Source organism: Janthinobacterium goodfellowi (assembly GCF_051380695.1).
In the GTDB taxonomy this organism is placed as follows: domain Bacteria; phylum Pseudomonadota; class Gammaproteobacteria; order Burkholderiales; family Burkholderiaceae_D; genus Janthinobacterium.
The window spans coordinates 713,915-730,076 of record NZ_JBNYXN010000001.1 but is presented as its reverse complement, the minus strand read 5'-3'; the positions used below and the strand labels follow the sequence as shown (position 1 = coordinate 730,076).

General features: G+C 65.9%; 7 protein-coding genes. 5 read left to right on the top strand and 2 right to left on the bottom strand.

From position 1 onward, the window contains the following. Positions 1 to 71: 71 nt before the first annotated feature. The 5 genes from ACQ4WQ_RS03230 to ACQ4WQ_RS03210 all read left to right on the top strand — a co-directional run bounded on the left by ACQ4WQ_RS03230 (position 72) and on the right by ACQ4WQ_RS03210 (position 5,590). On the top strand, positions 72 to 485 hold the full coding sequence (locus tag ACQ4WQ_RS03230) for a hypothetical protein (protein WP_436494638.1): 414 nt from the start codon (positions 72 to 74) through the stop codon (positions 483 to 485). Between the two features lie 286 nt (positions 486 to 771). After that, positions 772 to 1,530, top strand: a complete 759-nt coding sequence (locus ACQ4WQ_RS03225; RefSeq protein WP_436494636.1) for a TorF family putative porin — start codon at positions 772 to 774, stop codon at positions 1,528 to 1,530. Between the two features lie 57 nt (positions 1,531 to 1,587). Beyond that, the gene (locus ACQ4WQ_RS03220) at positions 1,588 to 3,678 is read left to right on the top strand and encodes a methyl-accepting chemotaxis protein (RefSeq protein WP_436494634.1); all 2,091 of its coding nucleotides are present in this window, start codon (positions 1,588 to 1,590) and stop codon (positions 3,676 to 3,678) included. A gap of 142 nt (positions 3,679 to 3,820) precedes the next feature. Next, positions 3,821 to 4,432 carry a hypothetical protein gene (locus ACQ4WQ_RS03215; RefSeq protein WP_436494632.1) on the top strand — a complete coding sequence of 204 codons (612 nt, stop codon included), beginning with the start codon at positions 3,821 to 3,823 and terminating at the stop codon, positions 4,430 to 4,432. A 129-nt stretch (positions 4,433 to 4,561) separates the two neighbouring features. Next, positions 4,562 to 5,590, top strand: a complete 1,029-nt coding sequence (locus ACQ4WQ_RS03210) for an acyl-CoA dehydrogenase family protein (RefSeq protein ID WP_436494630.1) — start codon at positions 4,562 to 4,564, stop codon at positions 5,588 to 5,590. A gap of 32 nt (positions 5,591 to 5,622) precedes the next feature. On the opposite strand, the gene ACQ4WQ_RS03205 is transcribed toward ACQ4WQ_RS03210, so the two are convergent. Both ACQ4WQ_RS03205 and ACQ4WQ_RS03200 read right to left on the bottom strand, forming a co-directional pair. Then, on the bottom strand, positions 5,623 to 6,591 hold the full coding sequence (locus tag ACQ4WQ_RS03205; protein ID WP_436494628.1) for an IS1595 family transposase: 969 nt from the start codon (positions 6,589 to 6,591) through the stop codon (positions 5,623 to 5,625). A 156-nt stretch (positions 6,592 to 6,747) separates the two neighbouring features. After that, a complete protein-coding gene (locus ACQ4WQ_RS03200; protein WP_436494626.1) occupies positions 6,748 to 15,699 on the bottom strand; it encodes a putative Ig domain-containing protein in 8,952 nt (2,983 codons plus the stop codon). Positions 15,700 to 16,162: the final 463 nt, after the last annotated feature.

Sequence of the window (16,162 nt, the reverse complement as noted above, 5' to 3'; positions counted from 1 at the left end):
AGGACCAGTGCATGCGCACAGCGGCGGCGAAAACTGCTAACATCGCGCGCCGCCCACTGATCCGTCCTGCCATGACCGTCCTCGCCCACACCCATCCGCTGGTGCTCCAGCTGGAAAACGACTTGCTGCCCCTGTTCCGCGCCGCCCTGCCCGCACTCGCGGCCGCCGCGCCACGGGCGCTCGCCTCCGTATTCGCCTTTTCCAGCGGCACGGCCAGCGCCTTCCACGATTATCATTTCGGTATTTCCTGCCTGCTCGAAGACGTGCCAGACGAGGCGCCGGAAGAAGTCGCGCTGCTGGTCAGCGTCACGGATCTCGATGCCGCCGCCCGTCTCAGCGCCCAGGTCGTCTGGGGCCAGCCATCGGGCCGGGTGGAAATGCAAGCCAACCTGCCTGCGGACGACCTGCAGGCCTTGCATGCTGCCCTGCCCGGCTTGCTGGCCAGCCTGCAACAGGCCGCCTGCCGTGGCGGGCCGCGAATATAACAAGCGCATGTGACAGGCGCATGAAAAAGTGCCGAGAAACAACAACTTACGTTTTCCGTAGCGCAACTTTATTGACTTCCACTAGCGCCAGCCCCTATCCTTTCAGTTACGTTTGGTGAGAATATGTGCCTGTTCCTGCGCGCAGGCAGACAGGTTCGCCTTGCCCCCACAAAAGTCCCTTCCGCATTTTTATCGCAACCATCAGGGCAACGCGCCTGGACGGCCGCTGCCAGCAAATACGGAGCCGACTGCCATGCCATCGCACCACCATTTTCCTGGAATATCCTTGCTGGGCTGCCTCTTCCTGCTGGGCGCCCTGCCCGTGCAGGCGCAGACCGGGGACAGCCCTGCCGCCAGCATCACCGCCAATGCCAGCCTCACCTCGCAATACATTTCGCGCGGCTTTCGCCAGACCTGGGGCAAGCCCGCGCTGCAGGCGGGAGCCGACTACGCGCACCCGAGCGGCTGGTCGCTCGGTACCTGGGCTTCCACCGTCAGCGACCGCTATATCCAGGATGCCACGGTCGAATGGGACCTGTACGGCGGCTACGGCGGCACGGTGGGCGAACTGGGCTACAGCGTGCTCGCGTATTACTACAAGTATCCGGGCGCCGTCTACCGCGCCACTGGCGTCAAGTACGACTATGGCGAACTGTCGCTGGGCCTCAGCTACAAGATGCTGTACGCCAAGTACAACCGTACCGTCACGCGCGACTTCTTCGGCATCACGCATGCGCGCGGCACAGGCTACCTGGACGTGGGCGCGAACGTCGACCTGGGCAATGCCTGGACCTTGAACTTGCACGCCGGCAATGGCCGCGTGGCGGGCACGGGCAATGCGATCTGGAACTGGCGTGACGCCAAGGTGGGCGTCACCCGGGCCTTCGACGGCGGCTGGAGCGCCAGCGCGGCCGTGACGCGCGCCTGGGGCGCCACCGACGCCTACGACCATTACACGCTGGGCATCCCGAATGGGGCCGGCCAGTTCGACACGTCGAACCCGGCCGCGGCCACGCTGGTCGTGGCCATCAGCAAGACGTTCTAGGCGCGCCACCCGCGACGCCCATGGCACCAATACCCATCCCCATCAAGGAACAGCCTCATGCAACTCTCACTGAACAGTAAAATCTGCGTCGCCGCCACCGCGCTCGCCGTCCTCAGCCTCGGCGTCACGGCGGCCGTGATCGGCTACAAGAGCAGCGCCAGCGCCGAAGCGGCCGCTTTGGACCTGGCGCGCACGTCGGCACGCGAAGTGGCGGGAGCGCTGCAGGCGCGCATCGCCAGCAACCTGTCCAGCGTTTCCAGCCTGGCCGGCGCCATGCGCGGCACCAAGAGCGCCAGCCTGCCCCTGCAGCGCGAGCAGATCAATGAACTGACCAAGGCCACCCTGACCAGTTCGGAAGATTTGCTGGGCGCGGCCGTGACCTGGGAGCCGAATGCGCTCGACGGCAAGGATGCGGAGTTCGCCAACCAGAAGCCGAACTACGACGCCAGCGGCCGCTTCATGCCCTACTGGACGCGCGGCGCCGGCGGCAAGCTGCAAGTCGAACCCATCGTCTTCGACCCGAAACCGGGCGCCAACGACTGGTATGACGTGCCCAAGCGCACGGGCAAGACCTACTTTACGGAACCGTACATCTATCCCGTCGATGGCAAGAATGTGCTGATGGCCTCGCTGGTGGCCCCAATCATGATCGACGGCGGCTTCAAGGGCACGGCCAGCGCCGACTTCATGCTCACGCGCCTGGCGAAAATCCTCGCCGACCTGAAGGTGATCGAGGGCGGCAAGCTGGCCCTGATCTCGAACGGCGGCCTGTACGCCAGCCATCCCGTGCCCGAGCGGCTGGGCAAGAAGGCCGACGACGTGCCGGCGGCCGGTCTGGAAAAAGTGCGCCAGGGCCAGCCATACGAGTATGAAGACGGCCAGGGCTACATCCATTTGCTGCAGCCGCTGCAGATCCACCCTGATATCGCGCCGTGGAGCGTGGAACTGAACTTCCCGAAAAGCGTGGCCACCGCCTCGGCGCGCGACCTGATGATCTACACGCTGATCGTCGCCCTGCTGTGCGCGGCGGCCACGGCCGGCATTCTGATCCTCGTCGTCAACCAGCTGACGCGTCCCCTGCGCACCCTGGGCCGCACCATGACGGACCTGTCGAGCGGCGACGCCGACCTGCGCGTCAAGCTCGAAGTCAAGGGCACCGACGAGCTGGCCGTCATCGGCAAGGGTTTCAACGCCTTCGTGGAAAAGATCCACGCCGTGCTGCTGCAAGTACAAGCCAGCGCCGACAACGTGGCCCGTGCCAGCGCGGAAATTGCGCAAGGCAATAACGACCTGTCGGCCCGCACGGAACAGCAAGCCAGTTCGCTGGAAGAAACGGCCGCTTCGGTGGAAGAACTGACGGGCACGGTGAAGGAAAACGCCGACCATGCGCGCCAGGCGAATCAACTGGCCGCTTCCGCATCGAGCGTGGCGCAGAAGAGCGGCGAAGTGGTCGGCAAGGTGATAGCAACGATGACCTCGATCAACGACTCGTCGAACAAGATCGTCGACATCATCAGCGTCATCGACGGCATCGCCTTCCAGACGAATATCCTGGCCCTGAACGCGGCCGTGGAAGCGGCACGCGCGGGCGAACAGGGCCGCGGTTTCGCCGTCGTCGCCACGGAAGTGCGCAACCTGGCGCAGCGCTCGGCGGCGGCCGCCAAGGAAATCAAGCTGCTGATCGACGATTCCGTCGGCAAGGTGGCGGCCGGCAGCAAGCTCGTCGACGAAGCGGGCGCCACCATGGAACAGGTGGTCGACAGCGTGCGCAAGGTGACCGCCATCATGGCCGACATCAGCGTCGCCACCACCGAGCAAAGCGACGGCATCGCCCAGGTCAACCAGGCGCTGGCGCAGATGGATGGCGTGACGCAGCAAAACGCGGCCCTCGTCGAGGAAGCGGCGGCCGCTGCCGAAAGTCTGCAAGACCAGGCCAGCCATCTGGCCGAGGTGGTCAGCGTGTTCAAGCTGGGCGAGCAGGTGCGCCAGACGGCGCCGACAGCAACGCCGGCGGCAGCCGTGGCAACGCCACGCGCCGCGCCGCCAAAGACAGCATCACCGGCCAAGCGCCTGACCGTTGCCAAGCCCCCAGCGGCACAGCACGCGCCGGCCAAGGCACCGGCAGGAGATGACTGGGAAGAGTTTTAAGCCCGCCTTGCCTGGTCATTGCAAGCTATCCTTGATGTAAATCAAGTGGCAAATACATTCGGTGAGAATTGCCCCTGAACCATCCTTTTATACTGTTGCCGCGTCTACGGCACGCATGTTTGCCGGCATAAAAGGATGGGGCATGAAAAAAATCGTGGCAGTATTATTGACATCAAGTACCGCACTGCTGGCTTGCTGCGGCGGTGGCGGCGGCAGCAGTGATACAGGCAATGTCAATGCCGGTTCGACGCTGGCGCCCTACGTCGGCACCTGGCAAGCCCCGTGCGACGAGCATGAACGCCAGACCATGGTCGTCGCAGCCAAGGCCGACGGCAGCGGCGCGATGGAACTGACCTCCACCACCGAAACCTATCTCAAGACGGGCTGCAGCGGCACCTTGCTGGGCACGGAAACCATGAGCGCGAAAATCACGGCGACGCCCGATGGCGTGGCCGACGTTCTCGTCAAGCTGACGGAAAATGGTACCGCGAGCAACGTGCGCATCGACAAGCTGAACCTGTCCATCCCCGCCTATAGCTTCAGCGTCACGGGACCTGGCGTGCAATACGTGAAGAAAGATGGCAAACAGCAATGGTGCATCGAATATGAAGGCGGCTCCACCTGCCTGCTCGACGAAGGCATGCGCCCGGCGCAAACCATCAAGGGCGGCATCCTCTTGCGCGACAACAACCTCTACACCTTCTCGCATAACGGCACCAGCTATGTGCCCGACATGCTGTATGTAAAAAAGTAAGCACATGATTTGCTGCGCGGCCCACGGCCCTGCAGCTTCATGGCCCCGAGTCCGTTAGCGGGGGCAGGTGTAGAATCGGACAGACATTGCAAAAGCACAAAGCCATCCTGTTGAAAAAAGGAGCTTGCCATGTCGATCAATGCCTTCTCCCTGCCGTCCAACGCTGCGCTGGCCACCCTGCTGCAGCCGCAAGACGGCGCTTTTCTTCCCATCGACGGCTTGCGGCGCCTGCGCGACGCGGGACTGGACCAGTTGCCCCTGCCCGGCCACGGCGCCACCCTGCAGCGCTGGCAAATGCTGGCCGCCGTCGCCGCCATCGACCTCTCCCTGCTCAAGCTGTACGAAAGCCATACGGACGCGCTCGCCATCCTGGCGGAAATCGGCGCTCCCGGCGTGCCGGCCGGCAGCCTGTGGGGCGTCTGGAGCGCGGACCTGCCGGGCGCGCGCGTCAGGCTGCGGCAAACGGCCGAGGGCCGCCATGTGCTCGACGGGCGCAAGGCCTGGTGTTCCGGGGCGAAGGGCCTCAGCCATGCCTTGATCAGCTGCTGGAACGACGATCACCAGGCTTGCCTCGCCTCGGTAGCCCTGTCGCAGCCGGGCGTGCACGTCACGGACGAGGGCTGGCAAGCCGTCGGCATGCTCGCCAGCGCCAGCGTCGACGTGACCTTTTCCGCCGCGCGCGCCTTTCCCATGGGCGCACCGGAAACCTATCTGGCCCGCCCCGGCTTCTGGCACGGCGCCGCCGGCATCGCGGCCGCCTGGTATGGCGCCGCCTGCGCCCTCGCCAGCCACCTGCATGCACGCGCGCAGCACGCTGCGCCCGATCCCGTGCGCCTGGCGCAACTGGGGCAGATCGACTGCGCCCTGCGCGCCGTGGCCGCCCTGCTGCGCGAAGGCGCCGCCGAGATCGACCGGCATCCGCAAAGCGATGCGATGGCTCTGGCGCTTCGCCTGCGCCTGGCAACGGAAGACGCGGCCACCCAGGTGCTGCACCTGGCCACGCGCGCGCTGGGGGCCGGCCCCCTGTGCCGCGATGCCCACTTCGCGCGCCTGGCGGCCGACCTGCCCGTGTTCCTGCGCCAGAGCCATGCCGAACGCGACCAGGCCGTGCTGGGCGGCATCGTCGCCGGCGCCGAAGAACATCCGTGGGCGCTGTGACGGCGTGACGGCGCACCGGTAAAAAAAATTGGCTATGTCACCGTCAAATGTGGGAATGCTCCCAGTGTTGCCTTCAATAATGTTTCCGGCGAACAGATGCGCCCGGCGTCGAGTATCCAGCGCCAGCCCAGGTAATTCGGCAGGTAGCGCGTCGCCACGCCGTGAAAGGGGCGTAGCCATTCCCGCAGGCGGCTGTGATAGGCATTGACGTTCTGCACATGCACGGCGCCCTGCACCCGGATGCCTGCGCGCAAATTGACGGCCTGGTGGCTGATCCCCGCTTCACGGGCAAAGGCGCGATAGGCGGCATGGCCATCGGTGACCAACAGGATATCCTTGTCGATCATGGGCAACAAATAATGGCGCACCTGCGCCTTCGTCAGCGCCCCTTTTCCCGTGACGAAATCGAGGGTCTGTCCCGTGCGATCGCGCGCCACCAGGATGCAGACCTGCTCATCGGAAATGCCACGTTTGCTGGCATGACCGCCCCGGCAGCGCGCCGGACGGGTCAGATGTCGCGCTCCCTTTTCCGATTCGAGCACATACAGTTCGTCCGCTTCGGCAATGCCATGCAGGCAATGCGGCCGGTCCGTCTTTGCCAACGATAAAAACCGGTGGCGCCAGCGAAAGGTGGTGTTGCGGTGCACGCCCAGCGCTAACGCCGCCTTGCGCACGGAATCCGATGCCAGCAGGCAATCAGCGTAATCGAGCCACAGTAATTTATGGCGCAAGCGCGCCAGCGGCGTGCCGGTGAGCGCATTGAAAGTGCGGCCGCACGGCACGCAACGGTAGCGCTGCAGTCCGTGCGCATGGCCATGCCGGTGAGCATGATTGCTATTGCAGGCAGGACAGTGCAATCGCTGCCGGGCCACGCTTTCGACTAGTGCCACGGCAGCGTCCTGCGGTGCGCTTCCTCGCAGCAGAGCGATACCCGCCAGACGCTGGCGACGGTTCAGTGCGGCGAACTGGGCGATGAAGGTGTTCCATTGACCGGTCTGCATGGAAGGCTCCCGTTTGTCTGCGATGCACAGTCAGACAGCAAGGACACAGGAAGATTCCCGGACTTCCCCTACTTAGCGGGGACAGAGCCAAAAAAATCGCCGGACCGGAAGTGTTTCCCGGGCCGGCGATCAGGGTTAGCCTGACTGCGTGACTGATTACTTGAGCGGCATGGCGATCCCGAACATCACCGACTGGGTACGACCGCTATCGATATTCAGATTGCTGTTGTAGTCCAGGGTGATGGTCATGCCGTTCGACAGCAGCAATTTGACGCCCAGCCCCGCCGCCCAGTTGCCCGTCTGCTGCGGCACGGTGCGGATCACGTACACGGGGCCGTCGGCCACCAGGTCGGCATATGCTAGGCGCGCATCATCGGCGCCCTGGAACTGGTGACGGTACTCGAGCCGCGCGCGCGGGAACCACGTGCCCAGGCCGCCGACATAGATACCCTCGGCCCGCACGCCCAGCGCGCCGATGCGCGAACGCACGGTCTGCTTGAAGTAGCTCAAGGCATTGATGCCCGTCGCCTTCTCCGTGTACGGGTCGAGCTTGGCCGACATCAGTTCCACGCGGCCATATGGCGACCACATCCAGGTGTCATGGCGCATCTCGATACCGCCCACCAGCGCGCCGAACACCTGTTTGCCGTCGCGTTCGCCCGTGGCGAAACCGCTGCCATCGGACAGGTAGCGCGAAGCGTCGTACTGCAAGGTGCCGTAGCCAAGCACACCGTCGAGGAAGACGCCCTTGCTTGGACGCAGGCTGCCATACACGGCGGCCACGGCGCTGTCGGCCGTGCTGCGGCTGCCGTTCTGGCCCACGTCGCTGCGGTCATGGCTGAAACCGGCGCCCACGCCCAGGGTCGCCAGGTCGCTGAGGCGGTAATCGCCCCCCACGCTGACGCCATTGGTGCGGAAGCGGAAGCCCGTGTCGCGGCCATTCACATAGTGCTGGCCGAAGTCGACCGCGCCACCGAGCCACAACGCCAGCGCCTGCTTCTGCGTGTCCGGCTTCTGCGGCATGTCCGGCAAGCCGCTGGTGGCCTGGCTGACGTCCGCCTGTTGCCGCTCGCTGCTGAAACCACTGTCAGGCTGGCGCAAGGCCGCCTTGCGCATGAACGGTTTCACCGCGGTGCCGAAGACGCGGTCCGCTTCCTGCTCCTGCCAGCGCGCCAGCGCCGCCGTCGGATTGCCGCTGTCGTTCGGCGGCGTCAGGCTCAGGCCAAAGTTCGAGCGTCCCCAGCCATCGCCATGCAGGCTTTCCAGGCGCTGCGTGAAGTTCGACAGCTGCGCGCTGGCAAAGCGCCGCGCCGCATCGGCTTGCGCCGCCTGCAGGCCGACCACTTCCGGATCGACCGACGGGTCGCGGCGCGCCGTCACGGTGACGTTGACCACGCCCGGCTTCGAGGTGGCAAAGGCATTGCTCAGGGTGTAGCTGACGACGGCCGCACCGGAGAACTTGCCCGACGCCGCAAAGCTCAGCTGATACGACGGTTTGCCGGCCGTGCCCGCGTCGCGCACCACCACCTTGCCCGCCTCCGCCGGCGCCACGCTCAGTACATTGGCCGCCGTGAACGGGCCGCCCGTGGCGCCTGCCGTCAGGTCGACCGTCACCGTCAGGCCGGCCACCACCGTGACGCTCTGGCTGACCACTTGCGGCATCGGATTGACGGTGATCGTCGATTTCACCGGCGCCGAGGTGCCGAACACGTTCGACAAGGTGTAGCCGATGCTGACGTCGCCGCTGGTATTGATGCCCGGCGTGTAGACGATGTCCATGCCATTGACGACCGCCGTGCCGCTGGCAGGCGCCGTGGTGATGGCCACTGCCGTGAACGGCCCGCCCGTCGCGCCTTCCGTCACATGCAGGGTCACCGGCGTGCCGGCCAGTACCGTCGCCGTCTTGGCGACAGGTACCGGCACCGGCTGCGGCGCCACCGTCAGGCTGAAGGTGGCCGGCGCCGATACGCCGCCGGGGCCCGTCAGCGTATAGCTGAAGCTGTCAGGACCGAAGTAATCCTTGTTCGGCGTATAGGTGACGATGAAGCGGCTGACAGCAGGGGCTGCTACTGCTGCTGCGACGCCGCGTGCCAGACCTGCCATGCGCGCCGACGAAACGATATCGACCCGTCCATGGCTGGGCGGCGTGACGATGGTCACTGCCGTGATGGGACTGCCGTCGGCCGCATCAATGGTCAGACTCACCTCCTGGTTGGCCGAAGTCGTCCCCGACTCATTGACCACGGGCGGCGGCGCCTGGTTCACCAGCAAGGTCAGCGCTTGCTGCACCGTGAACTGGTGCGCATCTTTCGCTTGCACGGTGAAGCTGAAGCTGCCGAACGCGGTCGGTGTGCCGCTCAGCACGCCACTGGCGGCATCGAGCACGAGGCCGGCCGGCAAGGCGCCGCTGCTCACCGAATACGCATACGGCGCGACGCCGCCGGCCGCCGTGAATGGCTGGCTGTAGGCATCGCCGGCGCGGATGGCGGCCAGGCTGGACGGTGTCAGGCTCAAGGCGGGTGCCGCCACGGCCAGCGTGTAGCTGTTGCTGGCGCTAAACGGCGCCCCCACGCCTGTGCTGCTGTCCGTCACCTTGATGCCGAACGTGAAACTGCCCGCGACATTCGTCGTGCCGGACAGCACGCCGGTGGACGCATTCAGGCTCAGGCCAACTGGCAAGGTACCGCTGCCGACGCTGAACGTGTATGGTGCCGTGCCGCCCGCCGCCGTCAGGGTCGCGCTGTAAGGCGCTTCCGCCGTCGGATTCGGCAAGGTAGCAGGCGTCAGGCTGACCGTGGCCGACGCCACGACCAGGGTATAGCTTTGCGTGCCGGCAAACAGGTGTGCATCTTCCGCCTGCATCGTCACGGTGAAACTGCCGGCCGCCGTCGGCGTGCCACTGAGCAAACCGCTGCTGTTCAAGGTGAGACCGGCAGGCAGGCTGCCGGACGACACGGTGTAGGCATACGGAGCGACGCCGCCGCTGGCCGTCAGTTGCTGGCTGTACGCCGTGGCCACTGTCGCTGCCGGCAAGGTGCCGGGTGTCAGCGCGATGGCCGGTGCGCCGACGCTCAGGGTATAGCTGTTGGTGGCACTGAACGGCGCCCCCGCCCCTGTGCTGCTGTCGGTGACCTTGATGCTGACAGGGAAGCTGCCAGCCACATTCGTCGTGCCGGACAACACGCCGGTGGATGCATTCAGCGTCAAGCCGGCAGGCAGGCTGCCGCTGCTGACGCTGAAGGTGTATGGCGCCGTGCCGCCCGCCGCTGTCAGGGTTGTCGTATAGGCTACCTCAGCCGTGGCATTGGGCAAGGTCGCTGGCGTCAGACCGACATTGGCCGACGACACCACCAGGGTATAGCTTTGCGTGCCGGTGAACTGGTGCGCGTCGGCCGCCTGGACGGTCAAGGTGACGCTGCCGGCCGCCGTTGGCGTACCGCTGAGCAAACCGCTGCCGCTCAAGGTGAGGCCGGCAGGCAGGCTGCCGGACGACACTGTATAGGCATACGGAGCGACACCGCCGCTGGCCGCCAATTGCTGGCTGTACGCCGTGGCCACTTTCGGCGCCGGCAAGGTACCTGGCGTCACCGTGATGGCTGGCGCGCCGACGCTCAGGGTATAGCTGTTGGTGGCGCTGAACGGCGCCCCCGCCCCCGTGCTGCTGTCGGTAACCTTGATGCTGACAGGGAAGCTGCCAGCCACATTCGTCGTGCCGGACAGCACGCCGGTGGACGCATTCAGCGTCAAGCCGGCAGGCAGACTGCCGCTGCTGACGCTGAAGGTGTACGGCGCCGTGCCGCCCGCCGCTGTCAAGGTTGCCGTATAGGCTGCCTCAGCCGTGGCATTGGGCAAAGTCGCTGGCGTCAGACCGACATTGGCCGACGACACCACCAGGGTATAGCTTTGCGTGCCGGTGAACTGGTGCGCGTCGGCCGCCTGCACGGTCAAGGTGACGCTGCCGGCCGCCGTCGGCGTACCGCTGAGCAAACCGCTGCCGCTCAAGGTGAGACCGGCAGGCAGGCTGCCGCCCGATACCGTATAGGCATACGGAGCGACACCGCCGCTGGCCGTCAGTTGCTGGCTGTAAGCCGTGGCCACTTTCGGCGCCGGCAAGGTGCCTGGCGTCAGCGCGATGACGGGGGTAGCGACTGTCAAGGTATAGCTGTTGGTGGCGCTGAACGGCGCCCCAGTCCCCGTGCTGCTGTCGGTGACCTTGATGCTGACAGGGAAGCTGCCAGCCACATTGGTCGTGCCGGACAGCACGCCGGTGGACGCATTCAGCGTCAGGCCGGCAGGCAGGTTGCCGCTGCTGACGCTGAACGTGTACGGCGCCGTACCGCCCGCCGCCGTCAGGGTTGTCGTGTAGGCCGCTTCCGCAGTGGCATTGGGCAAGGTCGCTGGCGTCAGACCGACATTGGCCGACGACACCACCAGAGCGTAGCTTTGCGTGCCGGTGAACTGGTGCGCGTCGGCCGCCTGCACGGTCAAGGTGACGCTGCCGGCCGCCGTTGGCGTACCGCTGAGCAAACCGCTGCCGCTCAAGGTGAGGCCGGCAGGCAGGCTGCCGGACGACACGGTGTAGGCATACGGAGCGACACCGCCGCTGGCCGTCAGTTGCTGGCTGTAAGCCGTGGCCACTGTCGCTGCCGGCAAGGTGCCTGGCGTCACCGTGATGGCCGGCGCGCCGACGCTCAGGGTATAGCTGTTGGTGGCGCTGAACGGCGCCCCCGCCCCCGTGCTGCTGTCGGTGACCTTGATGCCGAACGTGAAACTGCCCGCGACATTCGTCGTGCCGGACAGCACGCCGGTGGACGCATTCAGGCTCAGGCCAACTGGCAAGGTACCGCTGCCGACGCTGAACGTGTATGGTGCCGTGCCGCCCGCCGCTGTCAAGGTTGCCGTATAGGCTGCCTCAGCCGTGGCATTGGGCAAGGTCGCTGGCGTCAGACTGACCGTGGCCGACGCCACGACCAGGGTATAGCTTTGCGTGCCGGCAAACAGGTGCGCATCTTCCGCCTGCATCGTCACGGTGAAACTGCCGGCCGCCGTCGGCGTACCGCTGATCAAGCCGCTGCTGTTCAGCGTGAGGCCGGCAGGCAGGCTGCCGGACGACACGGTGTAGGCATACGGAGCGACACCGCCGCTGGCCGTCAGTTGCTGGCTATACGCCGTGGCCACTGTCGCTGCCGGCAAGGTGCCGGGTGTCACCGCGATGACGGGGGCAGCAACTGTCAAGGTATAGCTGTTGGTGGCGCTGAACGGCGCGCCCGTCCCCGTGCTGCTGTCGGTGACCTTGATGCTGACAGGGAAGCTGCCAGCCACATTCGTCGTGCCGGACAGCACGCCGGTGGATGCATTCAGCGTCAAGCCGGCAGGCAGGCCGCCGCTGCTGATGCTGAAGGTGTATGGCGCCGTGCCGCCCGCCGCCGTCAAGGTTGTCGTGTAAGCCGCTTCCGCTGTCGGATTCGGCAAGGTGGCCGGCGTCAGGCTGATATTGGGGATGCCCACCGTTACCGTCACGGTGGCAGCCGCCGACGTGCCGCTGCCATTGGTGACCGTATAGGTAAAACTATCCGGACCGGCATAGCCGGCCGCTGGCGTGTAAGTGATGCTGGTGCCGTTGGCCGTCGCCGTGCCGTGCGCCGCGGCGGAGGCCACCGCCACCGACGTCGCCGCCCCGCCCGTCAGATTCAGGGGAATCGCAGTGGCGCCGCTGCCGTATGGCACCGTAGCGTTGACATTGCCCGCCACTGGCAGCGCCACCACCACCGTACCGGAATAGGCGCGCGATCCCGTGTAAGGCGAACCCACGCCCGTGCTGCTGTCGGTGGCCGTAACGGTAAAGTTATATGGGCCGACCGCCGTGGGCGTGCCGGACAAGGTGCCGTCCGGCGCCAGGCTCAGGCCCGTGGGCAGGCTGCCGCCGGTGATGGCATAGCTATATGTCGTCGTGCCGCCAGCGGCAGTGATGCCCTGGCTGTAGGCAACGCCGGCTGTCATCGCCGGCAGGGTCGACGGCGCCACCGTAATCGTTGGCGCCCCCACCGTCATCGAGTAAGCGCGCGCACCCACGTACGGGCCATTGCCCGTCGAGCTGTCCGTGGCCCTCACGGTAAAGTTGAAGGTGCCGGCGGCTGTCGGCGTGCCGGACAGCGTACCGCCGCCGGACAGGCTCAGGCCGGCCGGCAAGGCGCCGGCGCTGATCGCATACGTGTACGGCGCCTGGCCGTTCGCGGCGGTGATGCTCTGGCTATAGGCCGCGCCCACGGTAGCGCCGGGCACGGTGGCTGGCGCGACCGTCACGGTCGGCGCACTGACGGTGATCGTCACGGTGGCCGGCGCCGACGTGCCGCTGCCATTGGTGGCCGTGTAGGTAAAGCTGTCGCTGCCGCCATACCCGGCTGTCGGCGTGTAGCTGATGGTGGTGCCGCTGGCCGTCGCCGTGCCATGCGCAGCTGCGGACGCCACGGCCACCGAGGTAGCGGTACCTCCGCTCAAGACCAGGGTGATCGGATTGGCGCTGCTGCCATACGCCACCGTCGCACTGACGGCGCCGGCGACGGGGGCCGCCACATAGGTGAACTGGTCCGCCGCGCTGGTGGCGCTGGTGCCGCCTGCCGTGGTGACGCGCACGTCCACCGTGCCGGCGCTGTGTGCCGGCGCCGTCGCCGTGATCTGCGTGGCGCTGTTGACGGTAAAGCCGGTCGCCGCCGTGGCGCCGAAGGTCACGGCCGTCGTGCCGCTAAAATTCGAACCGGTGATGGTGACGCTGGCGCCGCCGCCTGCAGGACCAAATGTGGGGGAAATACCGCTCACGATCGGTGCGCCCACATACGTGAACTGATCCGCCGCACTGGTAGCGCTGGTGCCGCCTGGCGTGGTGACGCGTACGTCGACCGTGCCGGTGCCGGCAGGCGCCGTCGCCGTGATCTGCGTGGCGCTGTTGACGGTGAAGCCGGTGGCCGCCGTAGCGCCGAAGGTGACCGCCGTAGCGCCGGTAAAGCCCGTGCCGCTGATGGTGACGGTGGTGCCGCCAGTGGCAGGGCCGGCAGTCGGGGAAATGCTCGTCACCGCAGGTGCCGCCACAAAGGTGTACTGGTCCGCCGCGCTGGTGGCGCTGGTGCCGCCCGTCGTGGTGACGCGCACGTCCACCGTGCCAGTGCCGCTTGGTGCCGTCGCCGTGATCTGCGTGGCGCTGTTGACCGTGAAGCCGCTCGCCGCCGTGGCGCCGAAGGTCACCGCCGTCGTGCCGCTAAATCCCGTTCCCGTGATGGTGACCGTGGTGCCGCCGGTTGCCGGACCGGCAGTCGGCGAAATGCTGGTGACCGCCGGTGCCGCGACATAGGTAAATTGGTCGGCGGCGCTGGTGGCACTGGTGCCGCCTGCCGTGGTGACGCGCACGTCCACCGTGCCGGCGCTGTGTGCCGGCGCCGTCGCCGTGATCTGCGTGGCGCTGTTGACGGTAAAGCCGGTCGCCGCCGTGGCGCCGAAGGTCACCGCCGTGGTGCCGCTAAAACCCGTGCCTGTGATGATGACCGTGGTGCCACCAGTGACAGGACCCGAGGTCGGTGAAATGCTGCTCACCGCTGGTGCCGCGACATAGGTAAATTGGTCGGCGGCGCTGGTGGCGCTGGTGCCGCCAATGGTGGTCACGCGTACGTCGACCGTGCCAGTGCCGCTTGGTGCCGTCGCCGTGATCTGCGTGGCGCTGTTGACCGTGAAGCCGGTCGCCGCCGTGGCGCCGAAGGTCACGGCCGTCGTACTGGCAAAACCCGTGCCGGTGATGGTGACGGTGGTGCCGCCAGCGGCCGGGCCGGCAGTCGGGGAAATGCTCGTCACCGTCGGTGACGCCACAAAGGTGTACTGGTCCGCCGCGCTGGTGGCGCTGGTGCCGCCCGTCGTGGTGACGCGCACGTCCACCGTGCCCGTGCCGGCCGGCGCCGTCGCCGTGATCTGCGTGGCGCTGTTGACCGTGAAGCCGCTCGCCGCCGTGGCGCCGAAGGTCACTGCGGTGGCGCCGGTAAAACCAGTGCCCGTGATGGTGACCGTGGTGCCGCCGGCGGAGGGACCCGCCGTGGGAGAAATGCTGGTGACCGTTGGCGCAGGAATGTACGTGAACTGGTTCGCGGCGCCGGTGGCGCTGGTGCCCCCGGTCGCCGTCACGGTCACGTTCACGGTGCCGGCACTACCAGCTGGCGAGGTGGCGGTCATGGTCGTGGAATTGACGACGGTGACGCCGACGCCATTGTTGGCGCCAAACTTCAGCGCCGTGACACCCGTAAAGCCGGTACCCGTGATGGTGACGCTCGTGCCGCCGGCCGTCGGGCCGGACGCGGGCGACACGCCGGTGATGGTCGGCGGCGGCTGGGCGTTGATCACCATCGAATAGCTTCTGGACGTGTTGTACGGCCCATTGCCGCCCGTGACATCCGTCGATTTGATCACAAAGTTATAGGTGTTGATGGCGCTGGGCGTGCCCGATAACAAACCACTGGCCGACAAGGTCACGCCCGGTGGCAAGGACCCCGATTCCACCACATACGTGTAGGGCGCGGTGCCGCCGGAGGTGCTCAGTTGCTGGCTGTAGGGCGCAGACACTCCGCCCGCCGTCAGCGTGGTGGGCGTGATGGACAAGGTGGGTACCGCGATCGACACCGAATAATTCTTGGTAACGGTCAGCGGCGTGCCTGATGTCGAGTCCGTCACCTTGATGGCGAACACATAGGCGCCGGTCGCCGTCACGGTGCCGGAAATCACGCCGCTCGACGACACGGTGATACCTGGCGGCAAGGTGCCGGAATCCAACGCGTAGGTGTAGGGAGCCACGCCGCCGCTGGCCGACATGGCCTGGCTGTACGGCACGCCAATCACGGGCGCCGTCAAACTGCCCGGCGACACGGTAAAGGCCGCCGCGGCAGGCAAGACGGTCACCGTAAACGTCATTGTCTGGCTATCCTCATCCAGCAGGACAAAACTGTCGGACAGCGCCCCGTCGCCATTGTTGATATAGGTCGCGATGCCGGTACCGTTATTGACAAGGCCGGTAATCGTGCCGTGCAACGCCCCCGGGATGTTTTCCGTCAGGCCAAAGCTGCTGCACGCTGACATATCAATCACATAGGAGCCGCCGGAGGCGACGGTAAAACTCTGATTGGGAGGACATTTTATGCTCGGCCCCGCCTGTGCCGGGCCTGCGCCGAACGCCAGCATCAGCAAGCACAGCGAAGCGCACCAGTGCAGGAAACGGCCGGACACTGACGGCCCGTCAGCGGCCCGGTTTGGCAAGCGTTCCTTGTTTTCAGAAAAAAAAGAAAGCAGAAAAGAAAACGCCGGGCGGACGAGGACATCGTTGCTAGTACGCAACATGATTTCTCCAATACACAGTTTTTTAGACAAAAAAGGAACGTGAATTCAGGCTGCAAGCCAGGCCAGTCAAGGCTCTTCTACAGGGCCAACAGATGTTGACGCTTGCCATATGACAACGTATGCTACTCCGAGATTTCAATAAAGTAACTATAACAAAAAGGGTTTTTCAAAAAACAATATTGATTGCAAATGGAAAATATTACCC